General features: G+C 45.2%; 21 protein-coding genes and 1 pseudogene. 5 read left to right on the top strand and 17 right to left on the bottom strand.

All coding sequences use genetic code 11. The annotated features are described in order from the left end of the window. Window positions 1-81: 81 nt before the first annotated feature. From BCT34_RS22450 to BCT34_RS22440, 3 genes are all read right to left on the bottom strand, one after another. The gene (locus BCT34_RS22450) at window positions 82-1,314 is read right to left on the bottom strand and encodes a glycosyltransferase (protein ID WP_076651181.1); all 1,233 of its coding nucleotides are present in this window, start codon (window positions 1,312-1,314) and stop codon (window positions 82-84) included. A gap of 99 nt (window positions 1,315-1,413) precedes the next feature. Next, window positions 1,414-1,878, bottom strand: a complete 465-nt coding sequence (locus BCT34_RS22445; protein WP_076651215.1) for a GNAT family N-acetyltransferase — start codon at window positions 1,876-1,878, stop codon at window positions 1,414-1,416. Between the two features lie 40 nt (window positions 1,879-1,918). Then, window positions 1,919-3,016, bottom strand: coding sequence for a ketoacyl-ACP synthase III (locus tag BCT34_RS22440; RefSeq protein ID WP_076651182.1), 1,098 nt, complete (start codon window positions 3,014-3,016; stop codon window positions 1,919-1,921). 122 nt (window positions 3,017-3,138) lie between these two features. Here BCT34_RS22440 and trxC point away from each other — a divergent pair, with 122 nt between their 5' ends. Next, the gene (trxC, locus tag BCT34_RS22435; protein ID WP_076651183.1) at window positions 3,139-3,573 is read left to right on the top strand and encodes a thioredoxin TrxC; all 435 of its coding nucleotides are present in this window, start codon (window positions 3,139-3,141) and stop codon (window positions 3,571-3,573) included. Window positions 3,574-3,682: 109 nt separating this feature from the next. Here the strand turns inward: trxC and BCT34_RS22430 are convergent, their stop codons facing one another. Both BCT34_RS22430 and BCT34_RS22425 read right to left on the bottom strand, forming a co-directional pair. Next, entirely contained in the window at window positions 3,683-5,350 is a 1,668-nt protein-coding gene (locus BCT34_RS22430; RefSeq protein ID WP_076651184.1) for a GMC family oxidoreductase N-terminal domain-containing protein, read from the bottom strand. Beyond that, a complete protein-coding gene (locus BCT34_RS22425; RefSeq protein WP_076651185.1) occupies window positions 5,343-6,950 on the bottom strand; it encodes a long-chain fatty acid--CoA ligase in 1,608 nt (535 codons plus the stop codon). Before BCT34_RS22425 ends, BCT34_RS22430 begins: the two co-directional genes overlap by 8 nt. Before the next feature lie 389 nt (window positions 6,951-7,339). Here BCT34_RS22425 and BCT34_RS22420 point away from each other — a divergent pair, with 389 nt between their 5' ends. Both BCT34_RS22420 and BCT34_RS22415 read left to right on the top strand, forming a co-directional pair. Further along, entirely contained in the window at window positions 7,340-8,365 is a 1,026-nt protein-coding gene (locus tag BCT34_RS22420; protein WP_076651186.1) for an AraC family transcriptional regulator, read from the top strand. 268 nt (window positions 8,366-8,633) lie between these two features. After that, on the top strand, window positions 8,634-9,785 hold the full coding sequence (locus BCT34_RS22415; RefSeq protein ID WP_017632410.1) for an MFS transporter: 1,152 nt from the start codon (window positions 8,634-8,636) through the stop codon (window positions 9,783-9,785). A 108-nt stretch (window positions 9,786-9,893) separates the two neighbouring features. On the opposite strand, the gene BCT34_RS22410 is transcribed toward BCT34_RS22415, so the two are convergent. The 3 genes from BCT34_RS22410 to BCT34_RS22400 all read right to left on the bottom strand — a co-directional run bounded on the left by BCT34_RS22410 (window position 9,894) and on the right by BCT34_RS22400 (window position 11,858). Next, a complete protein-coding gene (locus tag BCT34_RS22410) occupies window positions 9,894-10,235 on the bottom strand; it encodes a helix-turn-helix domain-containing protein (RefSeq protein ID WP_076651187.1) in 342 nt (113 codons plus the stop codon). Between the two features lie 154 nt (window positions 10,236-10,389). Continuing rightward, on the bottom strand, window positions 10,390-10,734 hold the full coding sequence (locus BCT34_RS22405; protein WP_076651188.1) for a winged helix-turn-helix domain-containing protein: 345 nt from the start codon (window positions 10,732-10,734) through the stop codon (window positions 10,390-10,392). A gap of 230 nt (window positions 10,735-10,964) precedes the next feature. After that, complete coding sequence (locus tag BCT34_RS22400) at window positions 10,965-11,858, bottom strand: AraC family transcriptional regulator (RefSeq protein WP_076651189.1); 894 nt, start codon at window positions 11,856-11,858, stop codon at window positions 10,965-10,967. Window positions 11,859-11,908: 50 nt separating this feature from the next. Here BCT34_RS22400 and BCT34_RS22395 point away from each other — a divergent pair, with 50 nt between their 5' ends. Then, a complete protein-coding gene (locus tag BCT34_RS22395; protein ID WP_076651190.1) occupies window positions 11,909-13,306 on the top strand; it encodes an MATE family efflux transporter in 1,398 nt (465 codons plus the stop codon). A gap of 103 nt (window positions 13,307-13,409) precedes the next feature. On the opposite strand, the gene BCT34_RS22390 is transcribed toward BCT34_RS22395, so the two are convergent. Next, window positions 13,410-13,805 carry a nitrous oxide-stimulated promoter family protein gene (locus tag BCT34_RS22390; RefSeq protein ID WP_076651191.1) on the bottom strand — a complete coding sequence of 132 codons (396 nt, stop codon included), beginning with the start codon at window positions 13,803-13,805 and terminating at the stop codon, window positions 13,410-13,412. 3 nt (window positions 13,806-13,808) lie between these two features. Beyond that, window positions 13,809-14,323: pseudogene (locus BCT34_RS22385) on the bottom strand (GNAT family N-acetyltransferase). Window positions 14,324-14,420: 97 nt separating this feature from the next. Between BCT34_RS22385 and BCT34_RS22380 the strand changes: the two are divergent. Next, window positions 14,421-14,630, top strand: a complete 210-nt coding sequence (locus BCT34_RS22380) for a DUF2986 domain-containing protein (RefSeq protein WP_076651192.1) — start codon at window positions 14,421-14,423, stop codon at window positions 14,628-14,630. A 116-nt stretch (window positions 14,631-14,746) separates the two neighbouring features. Here the strand turns inward: BCT34_RS22380 and BCT34_RS22375 are convergent, their stop codons facing one another. From BCT34_RS22375 to BCT34_RS22345, 7 genes are all read right to left on the bottom strand, one after another. Continuing rightward, the gene (locus BCT34_RS22375; protein WP_076651193.1) at window positions 14,747-15,670 is read right to left on the bottom strand and encodes an ABC transporter substrate-binding protein; all 924 of its coding nucleotides are present in this window, start codon (window positions 15,668-15,670) and stop codon (window positions 14,747-14,749) included. A gap of 2 nt (window positions 15,671-15,672) precedes the next feature. Next, a complete protein-coding gene (locus tag BCT34_RS22370) occupies window positions 15,673-16,548 on the bottom strand; it encodes a metal ABC transporter permease (protein ID WP_076651194.1) in 876 nt (291 codons plus the stop codon). Further along, window positions 16,548-17,282: a metal ABC transporter ATP-binding protein gene (locus BCT34_RS22365; RefSeq protein ID WP_076651195.1), complete on the bottom strand. Its 735-nt coding sequence runs from the start codon at window positions 17,280-17,282 to the stop codon at window positions 16,548-16,550. The genes BCT34_RS22370 and BCT34_RS22365 overlap by 1 nt, the downstream gene beginning before the upstream one ends. Further along, the gene (locus BCT34_RS22360) at window positions 17,282-18,217 is read right to left on the bottom strand and encodes a zinc ABC transporter substrate-binding protein (RefSeq protein WP_076651196.1); all 936 of its coding nucleotides are present in this window, start codon (window positions 18,215-18,217) and stop codon (window positions 17,282-17,284) included. The genes BCT34_RS22365 and BCT34_RS22360 overlap by 1 nt, the downstream gene beginning before the upstream one ends. Window positions 18,218-18,233: 16 nt before the next feature. After that, window positions 18,234-18,830, bottom strand: coding sequence for a hypothetical protein (locus tag BCT34_RS22355; protein WP_076651197.1), 597 nt, complete (start codon window positions 18,828-18,830; stop codon window positions 18,234-18,236). Next, window positions 18,827-19,162: a hypothetical protein gene (locus BCT34_RS22350; protein WP_076651198.1), complete on the bottom strand. Its 336-nt coding sequence runs from the start codon at window positions 19,160-19,162 to the stop codon at window positions 18,827-18,829. The genes BCT34_RS22355 and BCT34_RS22350 overlap by 4 nt, the downstream gene beginning before the upstream one ends. Before the next feature lie 115 nt (window positions 19,163-19,277). Next, entirely contained in the window at window positions 19,278-20,114 is an 837-nt protein-coding gene (locus tag BCT34_RS22345; protein ID WP_076651199.1) for a DUF4198 domain-containing protein, read from the bottom strand. Window positions 20,115-20,183: the final 69 nt, after the last annotated feature.

The following is a 20,183-nucleotide window of genomic DNA, read 5'->3' as shown; positions in this document are numbered from 1 at the left end:
CGCTAATCCGCGATGAACCTGAAAAAAGCCCCTAGGAGGTAACCTAAGGGCTTGTGATTCATTTTTTTTTGGAAAAAGCAGCTATTTGATCTTGTTCTTCTCAGCAATCCATTGTGACATGTACTTAGTACTTGCCATGCTATGGTGCTTAAGCATCGAGCCAAAAAAATTATCCAATCGATGTGATTCAAGCTCAGAATCCAGCGCAATCAGACGCTCTATCAATTTGTCGCCCAGTTGATTCTGTTCATAGTGCGCTTCAAGAATCGAATGACACTGGCTTTGAGCCTTAAGCCACTTATCTTCGTCTTTATAGAGAGCAACAGCGGCTTCAACAAACTCGTCAATATCATCTGCCACCGCACCCGGCCATTGTAGTTCGCCTTGCGGTAACATGCCTTCGCTGCCGATCTCGCTCGTTACGTTTGGAGTTTGAAGCTTCATCGCATCAAGCAACTTGCCTTTAATGCCTGCGCCAAAACGCAGTGGCGCAACACAAATACGTGCCTGCTCCATTACTTCTTGAGCGTCTTTCGCCCAACCTTTGATATGAAAACCGGTTTTAGGGTTGTGCAAAGCCGTCGCTTTCGGTGGTGGATACGATCCATAAATGTGAAGTTCAGTGTCTGGCAACTGCTTACGAATCTTTGGCCAAATCTTTTGCAACTGAAGCACCGCGTCCCAGTTAGGTGCATGTCTAAAGTTACCTATAGTCATGAAATGCTTACGTTCGTCGAAGCTTTTCGTGCTTTTAGGTAACGTATTAAGATCAACCATGAACGGCAGGTGATGTAGCAGCTTTGGATCGATATTGAACTCAGATTGAAGCAATTCCATCTCGTAGCTTGAAATGATCAACGAAAGATCACAACGTAGAATCGCGGCAATTTCACGCTTTGCCAAATCACTGTATAGGTGCTCTTTGGTCAGCTCCGTCTCTTTCTTAACCGCTTCATGTCGAGCATTACGTAGGAACTGTAAATCTTCAGTATCCAACAGCTTAAAGGCATTCGGGCATACCTTTTCAACGCGCCAACCAAATTGTTCTTCCATCATAAAACGGTCAAACATAACAACATCAGGCTGCAGCTCTTCGATGTACTGGTCAAAGCTATCGCAATTTAACTGAATAGATTGGCTTGTGATTCCCTCTTCTGAGAGATCAATCATGTGTTCGGTTTCTTGAGCTGGCGTTGCGAACTCAACGGACCAACCTTGTCTCTTAAACAGACGTAATAGAGACATCATATGGCTGCCAGCCGCCGATGAATTCGGTTCTGGCCAAACGTAGCCAATTGCTAAAACTTTCTTCAAAACACTTCCTAAGAAATAACAAAAGGGACTGTAGAAGTCCCTAATTAAACGTAAATCGATTTATACCGCTGATTATAATTAGTTCTAAGAACTCAGCGATCAGATTCGTTCACCTACATTGCGAGCTATCATAAGCACTTCATCCGCAGAGTACAGATTTGAAATCGTGGTTTCGACTTCTGCGCCCAACGTCGATTGATATAGCTTTTGTGCAAAATTGTCTGCTCTGGTGGTCACTAATACATGTTTTAGTGTCGAGCCTTGCTCTGCGAGCTTCTGCTTCACTTGCGGCAAAGAGTCTAGAATCAGCTTTTGACCCAATCCTTTGCCCTGCGCGCTCGGTAACACAGCAAGTTGCTCTAGCTCCAAAACAGCTTCAGGTCTAAACCCACTCTTTTGGACCCAAATAATGTAGCCGACAATCTCACCATCGCTTTCAGCAATAAAGTTAAGAAAACGTGGTGAAGCGTTCAAGTTACATTGTAACCAATCTCGCGAGTTTTTCTGTCGGATAATGGCAGACTGATGAACCAAAGCCGCCTCATCGAGGTCGGCTTCTGTCATAAAACGAACTTGCGCCATGTTGCTAGCTTGCGTCATAATGTTAGTCGTTCTCAGAATTAGGATGCGTTTTACAGTGTAAAATGGCTCTTTCTAAAAGCTCTAAAGCAGACTTATCCGCTTCTGGCAGCTTAACGTCCGATTGGCCTAACGGTTCAACTCGGCTACCCCATTTAATATGACCAGCACCCCAAGTTAAACCAGCACCGAATGCCGCCACAAGGATGTTTGAGTTAGGTTTAACAAAGCCTTGCTCTAACGATTCACACAAAGCAATTGGCACAGTCGCAGCCGACGTGTTGCCGTAGTTTTGAATGTTCACAAACGCTTTCTCACGCTCAATGCCCGCGATATCGCACAGCGTTTGAATGATACGGATATTTGCTTGGTGTGGAATCACTACATCGATGTTGTCTGTTGAGATGCCAGTACGGCTCAATACAGTGTGTGCTGCTGCACCCATGCCTTTAACCGCACGCTTGAAGATCTCTTTGCCGACAAAATCGAAGTCCCAGTAGCCGTTATCAGCAGCAAAACGGTCCATAGATGTACCGAATTTTGGTACTGCTAGAATATCGCGGCCTTCCGCATCACAACCGATTTGAGCTTCTTGCAGGCCAACTTGCTCTTCAGTGCGAGATAGAACCACAGCGCCTGCTCCGTCACCAAATAGAACCGCAGTATCACGCTTGGTCCAGTCGATGAAAAACGACAGACGTTCTGCACCCACAACGATTGCATTACGGTAGTTACCCGCTTGAATCAGTCGAGTTGCCGTTTCAACACCGTAGATGAAGCCAGTACACGCTGCATTAAGGTCAAAAGCCGCTGCACTCTTAATTCCTAAGTTCTGCTGGACCTTAGATGCGGTATTTGGGATAAGAGAATCAGGGCTGCACGTCGCGATGATCACAAGGTCGATGTCTTCAGCTGTGAGACCAGCACACGCCATGGCATGTTGCGCTGCAACAGTCGCTAGCTCAGAGGTATTTACATGACTGATACGACGGTTTTCGATACCAGTTCGAGTTCGAATCCACTCGTCAGACGTATCAATGAAAGTGCTTAGATCATCATTGGACAGCACGGCTGGTGGTAGACACTTTCCCCAGCCAGTAATTTCGGCGTAAAATTTTGTCATCATTTACCTGTTTATTGTTTGTTTTTATTTAAGTATCGTATTCTAGTTTTAAACAGTATAAGCGCTCCGAGCGTGATTCGTAAATCGCGTTAGCCACGGAGTTACAATAAAAAGAGAAAGTTATGTCTACATTCAACACACGCTGCCCTTCTTGTAATGGCGTAAACCGAGTTCCTTCAGAAAGAGTTTCAGAAAGCCCAACATGCGGCAAATGCAAAACAGCACTGCTCGATGGCGCTCCTATCGAGGGAACGTCTCTTAATTTCCAATCTATCTTGAACAGTTCACAGCCTGTCGTTGTCGATTTCTGGGCAACGTGGTGTAACCCATGTGTGGGCTTCGCGCCTGTGTTCAGCGACGTTGCAAAAGAGCGCTCTGGAGATGTTCGATTTGTAAAGATTGATACTGAAGCTCAGCAACAGCTTGCGGCAATGTATCAAATCAGAAGTATTCCTACGGTGATGGTTTTTAAAGACGGTAAACGTGTCGATACAATTAACGGAGCGTTACCTAAAGGTCAATTTGATCAATGGCTTAATCAAGCTCTAACTAAGTAAGTTTGTTTCGGTTCTTTGAGTAATCAACAAACAAAATAGGTTAAGGAACCTTAATGGATAAGGCTCCCTAACCTATTGTAAATCCGCTTGTTATCTCTAATCTGTGCTTCTAACCAGTCATTTCATGTTCTGCGCTCTCATTCGCGCCTTGCTTATTTACACTGTCTTTCTTATCCAAGCTATATTGGTTTTTAATTTGATCAGCGACTTTCTCAGCAATCATTATGGTTGGCGCATTGGTATTGGCCCCGACTAATGTCGGCATAACTGACGCGTCAATGACTCTTAAGTTGTTCAACCCATGGACTTTAAGATCTTCATCCACCACGGCTAATGAATCACTGCTAGGTCCCATTTTACAGGTTCCAACAGGGTGATATTGGGTATCAGCGCGGTTACGGATGTCTTCCTCGATAGCCTTGTCATCATTGGCATCGACAGGATAAAAAGCATTGCCACGGATATCATCGAACGCTTCGCTTTCTAGCATTTGATACTGCTTTTTCCACCCTTTAATCATAATCTCCATGTCTTCAGGGTGGCTGAAAAACGCAGGGTCGATCTTGGGAGGATCGTATGGATCAGCACTAATCAGTGTTACAGTGCCATGGCTTTTAGGTCTCAGTAAGGTGACATGTGACGTAAATCCATGACTGGTGTGAATTTTTCTCGCATGGTCATCGACTACTGCGACCACAAATACAAACTCTAAATCTGGCACAGCGATATGATCATCGGAACAAAGAAAGCCTATCCCTTCGGCAAAGTTACTGCTCATCTTGCCTCGGCGTTCTTTGTGCCACAAAGGCAGTGCTTTGGTCATTTCAGAGGCCATTTGCAGCGAGATACCAAAAGTTTCGCGCTTTTCGCTGCACTTGTATGAGTGAACCAAGTCGATATGATCTTGCAGGTTCTTACCCACTCCCGGTAACTCATGAACTTGTTCTATGCCATGAACCGTCAACTCATCTTTAGCGCCAACGCCCGATAGCAACAGCAACTGGGGCGACCCAAAAGCACCTGCAGACAAAATGATTTCCTTGTTGCATCGGATCTGATAACGTTTGCCATTCGATCCATATTCAATACCTACCGCTTTTTTACCTTCAAACAAAACCTTATGTGTGGTTGCTTTAGTTACCACAGTGAGGTTGGGTCGTGACAAGTTTGGTGTCAAGTAAGCCTTAGCAGCGCTACATCGTTCACCATTCAGCTGAGTCACCTGCGTCGGCATTGCACCAAACTGAGCGGCGCCGTTGATATCGTCATTACGAGGAACACCTATCGACTCACACGCAGTTAAATAGCGTTCCAACATTGGGCTTGGCGACCTAAGGTTCGCCACATTCAATGGACCGCCTTGGCCATGGTACTCATCTTGGTAGACTTCGTTATTCTCTGCTTTTTTAAAGTAAGGCAGACACGATTCATAGTTCCAGCCAGCATTGCCTAAGCTTTCCCATGTATCGTAGTCGTAGCGATGCCCACGGGCGTACATCATCGCATTAATAGAGCTAGAACCACCGAGTGTCTTACCCCTCGGTTGATAGCCCTTGCGACCATTTAAACCCGGCTGTTCAACGGTCTCGAAAGCCCAGTTGTTGAGCTTGGTTGGCATCATCGCCACAACACCCACTGGAGTATGAATAAATGGGCTCGTGTCTTTGCCACCAGCCTCCAATAAACAAACGGTCGTGTTTGGGTCTTCAGAAAGCCGAGAAGCCATCACACAACCAGCGGAGCCACCGCCCACGATAATCAAGTCATAGTTATCCATTGATTGCCTCCGCGACTTCTAAAGGGTGCAACTCTCGCTTCAAGATTTTACCTGTTGCCGTCATCGGTAACGCACTACGAATGAACACTTTACGAGGGTATTTGTAATCCGCGAGTTGCTCACGACACCAAGCCATCAAGGCTTTGCTATCACATTGAGTATGCTCGTGAAGCACCACATGGGCATGAATCTCTTCACCTAGCTGCTCATGATGTTCGCCCACCACCGCTACCATTTCCACATCAGGGTGACACATCAATACTTCTTCGATTTCTCGCGGATAAACGTTGTAACCACCGCGGATGATCATGTCTTTTACACGGTCGACAATAAACAAGTTTCCATGCTCATCAACGCGTCCGATATCGCCCGTTAAAAACCAACCATCTCTGATCGCTTCTGCCGTTGCTTCCGGTCGTTGATAGTAGCCTTTCATAACACTTGGGCTCTTAATGCACACTTCGCCCAATTCTCCCATTGCCACCGAGTTGCCTTGTACATCAGTAATCTTGATAAGGTGACCACACAACGGCTGACCAACACTGCCCGACAGACGATCACCATCGATATGATTGAAAGTCGCGACTGGCGCTGTTTCAGATAGCCCGTATCCTTCCAATACCGGTAATTCAAAGCGAGATTCAAACTGACGAATAACCTCAAGCGGCATCGAAGCACCACCAGACACGCCAAGCCTTAAGCTATGTTTAACCTGTTCAGACCGTTTGCTTGTTTGCTCTGAAGTATCAGGAGACTCTTCTCCCGCCTTTAGCAGCGCGATATACATGGTTGGAACACCAGCAAAGACACTCACTTTATGGTTAATGATCTGGTCAATCACCAGTGACGGCTCAAAACGTGGAATCAAGACCATGGTTGATCCCGTCAACACGCTCGCGTTCATCATGACGGTTTGGCCAAAGCTGTGGAACAGAGGAAGCGTGGCCATCGTCGTGTCGCTGTATTCCAATCTCATCAGATACTGTGACGACATCGCATTGGTTTGCATGTTGGTGTGTGAAAGCTCTGCGCCCTTTGGCTGGCCTGTGGTACCCGAGGTATACAGAATGACTGCGGTATCATCGCCATGACACGCTACAGACTCATACACATCCAAAGGTTGTGCTAGCCAATCTGCGATCGTTTCTTGCTCGTTATGGTTTTCTGAGAGCGTGGATGTTGCGCCGTTTGGTATTGGTATAGAAACGAAATGTTCGCAGTTATCGGCCTGCGCAAAACCTTGTAATCCATAGCGCCCAATGGGTAGCTCTTCACTGCCCTCAAAGCATAAATAAGCTTTCGAATCAGAATCATTAAGGTGATAAGCGATCTCTCTGGCCTTAAACAACACGTTTAAAGGCACTACGACACAGCCTGCTTTTAGAATACCGTAATAAGCAATGAGGAAATAAGTCACATTGGGACACGACAGCGCGACCTTATCACCCTTTTTTAAGCCAAGTCTCTCTAGATTCGTAGCTACCTTCCCAGCAAGTTGTTCCAACTGAGCGAAACTGACTTCATCTGTGCCCATGCGCAGAGCGGCTTTAGTTGGAAACAGCGAAGCGCTACGTTCCAAGTTAACAGCAAGATTGTGCATCCATGATCTCCTTATTTGGCTAGACCTAACGGTCACGTTCGCCTTAGACGTTTTAATCGTTGTAATAAGTGTTGTCTTTGTTGCTATCAAAGCCTGCACATTGGCGTGTCATATAGGTAAAAGTCGTTATTGAGCAAAACCGTAGGTATTGAGCAAAATGTTTGAGACGCTCCAATGTGCAACCCATCAAATTACAACATTTTGATAACATATCGAACAGGTTTCAAAAAGACAAAAACCGGTGATATTCGGACACAGCTCAATCAGACCTTGTAAAACCTTGCACACATCAAGCAAAAGTTTGAACAAGCTTGGGAAAGTGAGAACAAGCAACAGGCGTAAATGTTAAAAGTTCGGTTAAGATGACGATATTCAACCAGAGGCATCCTATGGAATACACCGCAGTCTACGAGCCCGATATGCAAGCATTCGGTATTCTTGATCTTCAACTACTGCATCGCTATATGTCACCCGCGCTTAATATCGAAGCATTGTTGGAAGGCAGTAACATTGATGACCTTCAGCTCAACACGCCAGACACGCACATTACCTTGGCGCAAAAGTTGGCGGTATTTAGCAATGCACTGGCAAATACTGATGAAGGCGGTTTAGGGTTAAGAGTTGGCCAGCAAGCACGGTTTAGCGACTTTGGTGTTTTGGGTTATGCGGTATTCAGTAGCGAAACGCTGTTAGATGCTTTGCTGATTGGGTTTAAATATCTCCAACTTGCTGGCCCAGTGCTGAGAAAAACTATGTCAGTAGAAGATAACGTTGGATACTTCAGAGCAGAGCAGCTGATCGACTTGGACTCTCTGCTTCCATTTTGTTGTGAGTATTGGTTCGCGGCAATTCAAAGCCTGTGTGAAGAAGTTCTGCAACAGCCCTTTCCATCCCAAGTGATCCGCTTCCCTTATCCGAAACCAGAATACGGTGACCTCTATACCGAGATTTTCCGTTGCCCGGTTGAATTTAATAGTGATCGCCTCGAATGGCAATTTGATGCAACGAGCTTGTACTCGCCTCTTCCTACGGCCAATACCATCACGTTACAGATGTGTCTTAAATCATGTGATGACATGTTGGCAAAAGTCAGTGCGTCCACCAGCCTTAAAGAAAAGGTCTCACAAATGCTGCTCGAGAGGCCAGGAAGTTACCCATCGATAGAATCAATCTCTTCAGAACTGGGGATGTCTTCTCGCACACTACGTAGACACCTTAAAGCTGCTGATACCAGCTATCAGAAGATACTCGACCATGTTCGCTTTCATCTTTCAAGACACTATCTGTCTTCGACCAAAATGAGCATTGAGGAGATCTCTGAGCGTGTGGGATTTTCAGATAGCGCGAACTTTCGTCATGCCTTTCGTAAGTGGAGTGGTAACTCGCCACGCCAATACCGTAAAGAAACGGCCTAACACATAAACTTCCATTCAATCCAAATCAAAGATAGACAACGATTCTGCGATCGCTTTCTAAATTAAACCACCGCTGAACAACGGCTTAAGTACTTTTTGACCGCATAAAATCTCGCCAAATCGTTAAATAGCGCAATGGTATTTTTGTTTAGATTGGCGATAAATTTCTTTTATCTTAACGACCATTTTTATTCGTTTTACCCAATTCAGTTTCTCCCCCATAGTCGCGGAAAATTCATCGTTTCTTTCACTATCGGAGGCTCCTGCATTGGACAACATCCAACCAACAACTCGCATAACCGTTCCAGTTATTGCACTGTCTTTCTACGCGATCGCTTCTGGCTACTTAATGAGCTCTTTGCCATTAATGCTGTCTGAATATGGCCTAGACAGTAATCTATCGAGTTGGTTGGCGAGTGCCTTTTATGCGGGTCTTCTAGCGGGTACGTTATTGATCGAGCGTGCGATTGCTCGTATTGGTCATAAAGATGCGTTCGTAGTTGCACTGAGTGTGTTCATTGCAACGATCCTAGTGTTGCCATTGATCCCACATCAAGCAGTATGGCTATTGGCTCGTTTTGTTGCTGGTGTTGCGGTAGCAGGCATATTTGTAATCGTTGAATCATGGCTAATGAGCGGTGACGAATCACAACGTGCTAAACGCCTAGCGATTTACATGTGTTCTCTGTACGGCGGTTCTGCGGTTGGTCAGCTAGGCATTGGTTACCTAGGTATCACTGGCGGCGTACCTTTTATCGCGATGTTCACACTGCTATTTGGTGCGATCATTGTGCTGATGTACGGACAAGCAACACCACCACAGATTCACGATGCCCAGTCTCTGTCTCTAAAACAGGTCAGCAAATTGAGCCACAGCGCTTTAATTGGCTGCATTGTGTCTGGGCTTACACTGGGTGCGATTTACGGTTTAATGCCAGTAGAGCTTGCTCAACGTAACATTGCGCATGAAGACATTGGTGGTTTGATGGCTTTAGTGATTATGGGTGGCATGGCTGTGCAGCCGATGGTGACTTGGTTATCTCACCATGTAGGTCAAGTGTTGTTAATGGCTTTGTTCTGCCTACTCGGTGTTGCAAGCATTGGCGTACTAACAATCAATCATGACTTCTACGTACTAGGCATGAGCCTGTTCGTGCTAGGCATGGCGACGTTCGCACTTTACCCAATTGCAATTAACTTGGGCTGCCGTAACTTAGATCCAAGTTACTTGGTGTCAGTGACTCAAATCATGCTGCTTTGCTACAGCATCGGTTCGGTTGCAGGTCCAATCGTGGCAGACAGCTTCATGGATTCTCAAGCAGGGTTATTCACTTACCTTTTCGCGTCTCTGCTAGCGACAACGATCTACATGCTGATTGCAAGCCTAAAACGCTCTCCACTACAAATCGCTGGCGAGTAATCGATTCTAATCACGTAAGATTGAACGATACACTGAGGGGCTCTTCACCAAAGACGATAAGTCTGAAGGAAGCGCCCTTTTTTTATACGCAATACTTAATGGTTAACACTATGGTTGAAACACATAGCCTTCGCCCGTGATCGTTAAGATCAATCCATCACCAAGAATTGAGCGTATCTCTGAAATAGCGACAATCACCGAAGAGTTGGTGACCTTCTCGCCTTCCCAACCGATGTTTTTTAGCTGGCCGACACTGAATAGTTGTCCACGATGACGATTCATAGAGAGAATCATTTTTCTGTAAGCTAATGGCATCGTTCCAACGATATAACCATTTTCTAGATTGCGTATGAGCTTTGTGTTCAGCTCGATAACCTTTCCGTTTACCTCCAAGACCTCGTTTTGTTCTACACGTTTACCTTCAATTACAGGGGAAGAGTCCGTATTCATATAATATTCCCTAATAGAGCAACCAACGACACAACTTTATTAAGAGATGTGTTTAATAACGTCACTTATAAATGGACGCTTAAAATCGAAGATAATGAAAGCAGCGTATACGGTAAAGAGATTAAATTTTTATTATAAGAATATGAACAGAATATCAACAGCAGGGTCTGGGCTCTAACAAATAACCTTCATTCGGTATGGTATAGATGCATTTACAGTCTATCATTCTGCGAATTTCATAAATGGCAACAAGCACTGAAGCGGATGTCACAGACTTACCAGGCCACCCTACGCGCTTGAGAATATTCTTGCTGATGACCACGCCTTTGTTCTGGTAAAGATAGAAAAGTACCTTACGGTGTGGTTCAGATAATGTCCCGACGATTGACCCGTTCTCTTCCTTTCGGACCAATTTCGTTTTAGTATTCACTTCTCTCCTGTTGAGAACGATTACCCGTTCAGAACTAAAGTCCGGCATGTCCGTTATGTCTTGTGGCATCACTTACCTCTTATTTTGTGAATCAGCCATACCGATTTGCATAGGCATGACCATAAAAGTAAGAGAAAAGTACATAACCCCGTTCGTTAACAATACAGTAAATCTACTGCATTCTTGAGTTATCAGACATCGTAAATGAACACTGTTTTATATTGGATTTACAGTTAAATTTCGTCCGAATATCAGACACATTTCTACCGACCTTTTACTTTGATTTTCAGATTAATAAGTTAGCGTGTCAGGCGGTGGCTTTTACGATATTGGCTCGGAGATAAACCAAAATGCTTCTTAAACCGATGTGAGAAATTATATGGGTCTTTATACCCCAGACGATTGGCTATCATCGACACCGACCAATCTTGCTGCTTCAACAAACTGGTCGCTTTATCCATTCTCAGCTGAATCAATTTGCTGCGTGGAGAAACATTGAACAGCGACTTCGTGACTCGATTTAACTGCTCTTCACTAATAAACACACGCTCAGCCATGCCTGCTACTGTCCACGCTAAATGCAGACTGCTTTCGATTTCGTTGTATAACGCCTGAACACGTGCCGTGGTGCTGGTCGATTTAGGCTCAAACCCTGTTAACGTACGTATGATTTCGCTCATCAGCAGCTTTCTATAACTTGCCCTGCCGCCGATTTCAAAGTGAACCAAGTTCATTAGTGACCAGATTTGTTCGCACTCGCCGAAAGGCACAATGCTCTGACCCAAGCTCGCAATATGTTGCCACTGTAGGGTATCAGGCGTCAGCATCCACGCCATTTTCCAATAGTTGTATTGAGGATCGAGTTCAAAGCGAAATGGGGTTCCAGCAGGAAGAACCACCAGCGTGTATGGCGTAATCGCTTGTACTGAGGTTGCGGTGGTAAGGATTCCGCCCCCTTCTTGCGTAAAAATCAACGTATGAACATTTACAGATTCACGTTCAACCCAATACGCTTCATGCAGCTTTGCCATACCACCCATATAGACACCACAGCTTTTCATTTCCGGGATATCTTCAACGGTCAAAAAACGTTCTTTACATTGTTCCGCGAGAAAAACATCATCTTGCCACGTTGATTTAGGCTTCATGGTATCAATGACGGATTCGCACAGGTTTTGTTGTTTTTTAAACATGTTGTTACTTCGCTCAAATCACTATAGTTCTGCCATAAATCGGAGAGCTTATGACAACTAACATCAACCCTAACTCATCTATGAATAACAAGCCAGAGAGCATCTTACCTCGTATCGTTAAACTTGGTTTGCCTGTTGCTTTGCAAAGCGCGCTGGTTGCTATTCTTGCCCTTGCTGACGTTTTAATGGTCAGTGATTTTGGCATGGAAGCAGCTGCCGCTGTGGGAATTGCATCAAAATGGCACTTCGTTGCTATTATGATTATGGCAGGGTTGGCCTCAGCAAACGGAACATTAGTCGCTCAATACTGGGGGAAGAACGACCGCAAAAGCGCGCGCACAGTGTCATCTATCGCGATGGTATTTGGCCTAAAAGTTCTGCTGCCTGTGACTGTAATCATCACTCTTGGTTCTCAGTTTTTAATGATGTTGCAAACCAGCGATCAAACCGTGATTGAACTTGGCGCGACTTACCTTTGGTATGGATTCCCTGTTCTGCTGCTGACTCATATTGTCGTCGTGGTAGAGGCAAGCATGCGCTCATCAGGTGACACCGTAACTCCATTATTACTTGGCGCGGTGACCATTGCACTCAACATTGCGCTTAACTTCGTTCTAATTAAAGGTGCCTTTGGTATTCCGGCTATGGGTGTAGCAGGTGCAGCTCTTGCGACAACACTCGCTCGTGCGATTCAAGTTGGCTTGATGTACGGCTACATGCGCATGCGTAAACACTGGTTATTGACCACGCCTAGCTCACCACATCGTCCATCATTGTGGTTATCTTACCGTCGTATTGCTTTGCCACTAACGATGAATGCGGTGTTATGGGCAATGGGTACTATGGCATACCAAATGATCTTTGGTCACATGGGCACAACGGAACTCGCCGTATTTTCTATGCTCGCGCCGTTTGAATCACTGTGTTACTCGATTTTCTTTGGTATTTCTGTAGCGTGTTCCGTGTTGCTTGGTCATTCATTAGGCCGTGATGAGTTTGATGACGCGATGAATATGGGTCTGACGTTCATTAAAGCCGTCATTGGCTTTGGTGCGGTAGTAGGGTTAATACTGTTTATGGGTAAAGAACATGTTCTAACATGGCTGAACCTTTCTACAGATGCACTTTACCCACTCGCTTCACCTGCAATGACCATTATGTGCTTTGCTGTGGTGATTCGTATGCTGAACATGGTGATCATTAACGGTATTATTCGCGCTGGTGGCGATAATGCGTTCTGCTTGCGTATGGATTTCATCGCAATGTGGATGGTTGGTATTCCTGTGTGTGTTTACGGCGCGTTTATCGCAGGGTGGGATTTCAAATACATCTATGGTTTGATGTTGGTAGAAGAAGTGGTGAAACTGGCAATATGTTCACACCGTTACTTGAGCAGACGCTGGATCAACAACCTCACAGTGACCTACGATGAGCCTCAAGCGGCGTAGGTTACTTAGCTGTGTTCAAGTTTAGATAAAACGTATCTACATCAAAAAGGTCTGAGAAATCAGACCTTTTTTCGTTTCTTTAGAAATGACTTTAAAGCGCCACTTACTTCTTGTTCATTCGAATATGACGGTTCGACACATTCGGCAGAGGCTTTTCTGGCACTTTTCTCTTCTCATGAATCAAATGACGAATCGCTAAAATCGGATGCTTGAGTAACATTCTTGGTCCTGCATAGCGCATCACTAAACGCATTTGCTCTTTCGGGTCAGGTTTATAGCAATGAATCGGACACTTATTGCAGGTCGGTTTAGCCTCACCATAAGGGCAACGGTCAAGTCGGGTTTCTGCATAACGCAACAGTTGCTCACACTCCTCACATAACGCGTTATTCTCGCGCATCGCACTGTGATGGTCTTTACAGTAGATATGCACCATCGCAATAACGGTTTTGTACTCCGTTGCGAGCTCGCCTTGTAGAATATTGTTATGTTGGAACATGTTTTAATTACCTAGTGAGAAACCGTACAGGTTGAGATTAATGCTTTCGTTTATCGTCTCTTCAACTCGATCGAACACGAAACCTAACTTAGTTAGCAGTGCGATGCTTCGAATGTTATCAGAGGTGGTGATGGCAACTAAATGACGATATCAGCATTCTGCTTAGCTTGTTCAATTATCGCCTCCGCTGCTTCTTGAGCAAAACCTTGACCATAAAACTCAGGGACAAACCCGTAACCAATATCATGCGACTCTAAAGTGTCTCTTTTAATTAAGCCGCAAATACCAATTGGCGTTGAAGTATCCTTGATTTCGACCATCAACAAACAGACGCCCTTCTCTTCATACATCTTAAGAATGTTGTTTTCGATGTACTCTACAGCCTTGTCAGTGTCGTTGATTTCCTTATCACCAATGTAACGCAAGAAATCTTCTGAGCTGTATAATCGTTGAATAAACGTCGCATCTTGAGGTGTGATCATTCTTAATCTTAAACGTTCGGTCTCGACTGCCTGCATAGTGATATTTTCCTAGCTGAATACCATGTAAATATTGAGTTCTAGAGCTAAAATGATTATCCTCCACCGCCTAAACTAAATACAAGGCTATGCAGCAATGAACCGTAAGAAAAAAATCAATCAAATTCTAAAAAAGAAGCAGAAACAGGCGAATTCTAAACTGCATAGTAGCAACAAGCCTCGCTACATTTCTAAAGCTGACCGAGCAAAAATGGAAGCTGAAGAACAAGCTAAAGCAGCTCAAGAGCAAGCTGAAGGCTCAGTAGAAGCAACTGTTGAAACTGAAGAGACAAAAGCTGCAGAGTAAGTTTAATATTCGCAGCCCTCTTGTTCTAAGCTCTGAATAGAACTAATGGACAAGAACAAAAAAAGCAGCCTCTATTTGGGCTGCTTTTTTGATCCTACCACTTTTAATCACGCTGGTTAGCCTTTGAATGGCTGTACTTCCCAACGGGCAAACGGTGCTTTTGCGTTGATTCCTGCTCTACCCCAACGGTCAACAGAATCCACCACCAAGATACGCTCATTCGGTACCAATGATTTAACCAAGTTACTTGGCTTTTTCGCTGTGACTAACCATAGAGCATCATCTTCCGAAAACATCTGTTTAAGCTTGGCTTTGTCTTTGTCTGTCCATTCCAGTTCAGCTTTGAACAAGCGCTCTTCAACAAACAATTGGCTACCAGACGCAAAATCTTCCAAGCTTTCTGAAAGCAGCAACACCGAATCTACTTCATTATCTAAAAGTACCGCTTGTTGCTTGTTGATGAGTTCACGAACATCCAACATCACACGTTGTAAGTTGCTATCAATCGTTTCCGCTTGCGCAGGCCACAACAACTTAAAGTCGTCAGCTACAATCGCCGCCATACGCGTTAAGTTAGTCGGGTTTAACCACGCGTATTTAGACACATCACCACTGGACAATGTAAGCGCTGCTACACCTTGTGCTCGCGGTGTAATTGCTTGAGCCGCATCTACTTCCACTAAACGTATGTTTCCTTGTCTTGCGTAGACGAAGGTAGGATCCGCTTGCCAGATGGATGACAGCGTTACAGCAACGGTCGCCTTTTCACCCGATTGAAGCACTTTATTCGCCCCCTTGGTACCAAACCAATTCGGCAGACGGTCAATACCGTAGCGCTTGGGTGGCAGATATTCGGTCGTAATGTCCGTGCCTTTGGTTAGCTCTGTCGCCAACGCATAAGTCACAGGTGTACTGGTTAGAATATCTTCTGCATTCACGTTCAGTGACAGCACAGAACCAGCTATTAACATACTACCAAGTACACTCACTTGAGCGGTTGCTTTTACTGAGCTAGCGATACGATTCATTAAACAAGTCATGATTACGCCTTTCTTACAATTCGGTATAGCGTTGCTGCTAAGAAAAACGTTGCAGAAACGATGATGATTGACGCGCCCGATGGCACTGGCAGTTTTAGCTCCATAGGCAGCACGGTTCCGACCAAACACGCGATGGTGGCCAGCAATGCAGACAGCAGTACAAAGCTTCCCATGCGTTTAGTCAGCAATCGAGCGGTCGCACCAGGGATCAGCAATAACGCACCCACCAAAACCGCACCCACTATCTTCACGGCTGCAATCGTGACTAAGGTAATCATCATGACAAACAAGTAATCATAGAAACTGGTGTTATAACCGCGCACCTTTGCAATATCAGGGCTGATACAAGTCAGGAGAATGCGGTTGAACGTCGGTATCAATAGCAAGATGATGATCGCGCAGCTACCTGCAAGAATCGCTAAGTCTTGGTCTGTTACGGTCAGAATCGAGCCAAACAGTACGTTTTCAAGCATGTGGATGTTGATCTTACGAGCAACGTACATCAGTAACGCCGCACCCACAGCCAAGGCTAGAGCAAGAAAAACGCCAACTAGGGTGTCGTATGGAACATTGGTTCTGTTTCTTACAAAGTGAAGAAGCAGAGCGAAGATCATACAGAAGCTAAACAGACCAATGATTGGGTTTTCTGGTGGCTCACCAAGCAAAACACCGATTGCGATACCGGTTAATGCCGCGTGTCCCACCGCTTCAGAGAAGAAAGCGAGACGCTTAGCAATCACCAAAGTACCAAGCCCACCTAACAGAGGGCCAAGTAATAACGCTGCTACTAGAGCATTGACCATAAAGGCATACATGAAGCTTTCTGATAACCACCCCGCTTCCACGCCACTAATGGCAAGTTGTCGTAACCATTCCATTACGCAACCTCCTGAGATTTAGTTATGGCAGAACCACTGCTGTAATGCTGAAAGAGACTCTCAATTTTACTAGGGTGTAAGACTTCTTCGTGTGGACCACTATCGACCAAGAATCGATTCACAACATGTACATTGGCTTCAAGACGACGCACTGCTGTGACATCGTGATGTACCGCAAGAATCGTGCGGCCTTCATCAACACATTCACGAATGAGTGATTCCAGATAACGAACGCCCTGCTCGTCCATGCCCGTCGTAGGTTCATCCAACACAAGTAAGCTCGGGTTATCCAATAACGCTTGAGCGAACAACACACGTTGCTGCTCACCACCCGATAACTGTCCCATACGGCGGTCGCTGCGTGTCGCCATACCAACGCGATCTAACTGTGCGAGTGCAAGATCCAATTGCTTAGATTTACGACGCCAAAACAATGGGATTCGCGTTTGGTTAAGCAGTACGAAGTCCATTACCGTCAAAGGTAAGCTCGATTCGAAGGTCGCTTTCTGGGGAACGTAACCAATACTTGGCTTTTCTGGCCAGTGGATATTGATTTGACCGGAGAAAGGCGTAAGGCCAAGTACAGAGCGTAGCAAAGAAGTTTTGCCGCCGCCGTTTGGTCCCATGATCACATGACACTCGCCCGCTTTAAGTTCTAACGAGATATCATCAAGAATCACGTTGTTGTCGTATTGCAGACCCAGTTTATTAATTGAGATTGATGGACCTAGCATTATGCGTTCCCGCTTTTCGCTTGGTTCGCCGCCGCAAACTTCATTGCTTCGATTAACGTTTCTAGGTTCTTCTTCATCTCAACTTCTACTTTGTCGTCTTCATATTCGCCGTGGGTCATGTGAGAGAAACGATAAAGCTGAACGCCTGTTTCCGCTTCAATCGTGTCAACAAAACGGTTTGGCATGTTTAACTCGTAGAACAGAACATCAATGCCCGATGCGCGGATCTTCTCGATCGTCTCTTGAAGTTGGCTAGCACTTGGCTCAACACCGTGTGCAGGCTCAATTACTGCCACGACATCCACCCCAAACTCTTGGAGAATGTAACCATAAGCGTTGTGCGTAGTCGCAACCTTCATGCCTGAGGTATCTAACTCACCTAAGGACAACATCGCATCACGCTTCATGAAACGAAATTGCTTAGCGTATTTACGCGCATTCTTGCGATAAAACGCAGCGTTGTCTGGGTCGAGCTTAGAAACTTCACTAGCAATGGTGTAAACCTTTTGAATCGTTGTCGAAAGCCCAACAAAGGTATGCGGGTTAACGGCACCTTGACCAACAGACTGACCAAGAGCAGGAAGTAGAGGCACTTCTTTATTCGCTTCGATCACGACTAAGTCACCACGTTGCGCGGCTGAAATCACTTTAAGTGCGAAGTCATCGTGACCAATACCGTTTACTACGATTGCATCCATTTGGCTCAATCGCTTTAAATCATTGGGTTGTGGTAAGTAGTTATGTGGGTTGAAACCTGCGTCAACCAACGGAAGAATGTTCACTTTATCGCCTACTACTGCTTTTACGTAGCTGTAGTAAGGCTGAAGCGTGATACCAATAGTCAGCTTATCACTGTCGATCTTGTATTCTTTTGCCAATGCATTGGGTGCCATGAACACCGCTAATAACGACATGAACAGAGTCATAATTCGCATAGTAATTCTCTTATTATTAGTGAGCATCGCTTTCATGATGCTGTTCAATTTCTGATTCGTTCACGACCATTTTCCAACCAGTAGACTCAAGCGTTTGTTGGTCAAAAGTAGCTGGCTGTTTCGCTACACCACCCAAGAAGATCCAGATTTCAGGAGAAACACTGTTCGCGTTTAAAATAAAGGAATCTGCAGAACCATGACCGGTTGGCGTAGCTTGTTCACTTGGTGTCACATCTTCACTTGGCGTAGAGAAATAGTAACCACGCTCGTCCAATACCCAAATATGAGAGCCTTTGCGCTTCCAACTCTGGTCTTCGACAAACGGGGCAACCCATTCATCTTTAAGTGACATGACACTTGGCCATTCGCCATCTAAGTCCATACGCAGGTCTCGGATTTCTTCATGAGCCAAACGTAGCTCTGATAGCATCGCCAAGTTTTCTTGCTCGACATCGGTAACTAAGATCTGATGATCAAGTACCGCTACGATATGAGAATCTGCTTGATGAAATGGGATAGCAACCGTGGCAAAGCTCAGAATGGCCACAATAATCAGCCCTACCCATTTGCCTTCTCTGCCTCCCGTGTCAGCACGTACACCTTGAATCATCATTTCTCGCTGATCTCAACAACGTCCACTTCAACAGGAAACTCGTGCCCTGAATCAAATACAAGGTAGAACTCAGTGTTTGGGTGTGGGAATTCAACGATAGAACGTTTATCTGTCATCTCTTTTGCAATCAAGTTGTCTTCGTAATCATACATCTCAACCGCGTAATCAATCGCTTTGCTGCCATCTGAATAGCCCGCTTCACAAGCAACGGTTTTGCCTTCAAACCAGCAGTTCATCAGTGGAAAGTGTGCTTGCGCAGGTAATGCAGCGAAACCAAGTCCCAGTGCTAAGCAAGGAGTCATTAAAGCGTTAAGTTTTGTTTTTATTGTCATGGTTCGTACCCTAGCCACAGTGCAAATTCTCAGAAGTAAACTGAGCGATAAAGGGCTCAAATGAGCCCTTAAATTTTTTGGTTCCTAATCAGGGTTCTGGCCCCGATATCACAGACTATTGAAGCAGTGCTTCGAACGTTAGGTGAACGTTCGCGCTTGCTTTGTCTGCTAGTGGGTTGTCAATCAACTCACCTTTGTAATTCGCTTTCATTACGTAACGACCCGCTACGTCTGGAGTAAACGTGATTTCACCATTCTCATCGCTCACTACGTCAATCTGTTCTTGATGGTTGCGGTAAAGTGTACCTTCACGAGTGATCTCCGCTTTCACGTCTTTCTGGATTTGACCGTTATAGAAGAACTGGAATGTTACTGGTTCGCCTTCAACGATGTCTGAAGGGTGAGTCACTGGCTTCATCTCAAGAAGCTTGCCTTCAATTTTGAACACTGAATCCGTTGGCTTGCCCACCGTGATGTAGCTTTCTGCGCGAGTGAAACTGATTTGTGTTACCACGTCACGTGATTTTTCAGGAAGCACAGAGTCACGTTCTGCTTTGTTTGCTTTAACCCATTTCACTGTGTCACGACGGCCCGCTTTGTATTGCGTGTAGTAAGACGGTTCGTTGTTGATTGCGACCTTGTGTGTCCCTTCTTCTTCAAAGTAGAAATCGAAGATTGAACGACGCTTGCCACGAATCACAAAGTTAGGACGCTCGCTGCGACCATCAGGCATGATGACATGAGCATTTTCGCTGCCAGCAGGCTTATCAAAAACAAACGTACCGTGAGATGCAGTCACGTCGAACGTTAGCCAATCACCACCTTCTTTAGATACAGTGAAGTGAGACGGCAAAATCCAACGTGGGTGAGCTTGTGCCGTTGTCGTTGCTGCTAGGCCGAATGCCATCACACCCACTAGAGCAAGTGCTTTGATTTTTGTCTGTTTCATCATGTTAAATTCCATTATTTATAATTGTTAGCCGTGTCGCTCTATCTGAGCCTACGATGACGACTGTCTATT

Origin of the sequence: Vibrio sp. 10N.261.45.E2, from assembly GCF_002875705.1 — a bacterium.
In the GTDB taxonomy this organism is placed as follows: Bacteria; Pseudomonadota; Gammaproteobacteria; order Enterobacterales; family Vibrionaceae; genus Vibrio.
This window is presented reverse-complemented; position numbering and strand designations above follow the sequence as displayed.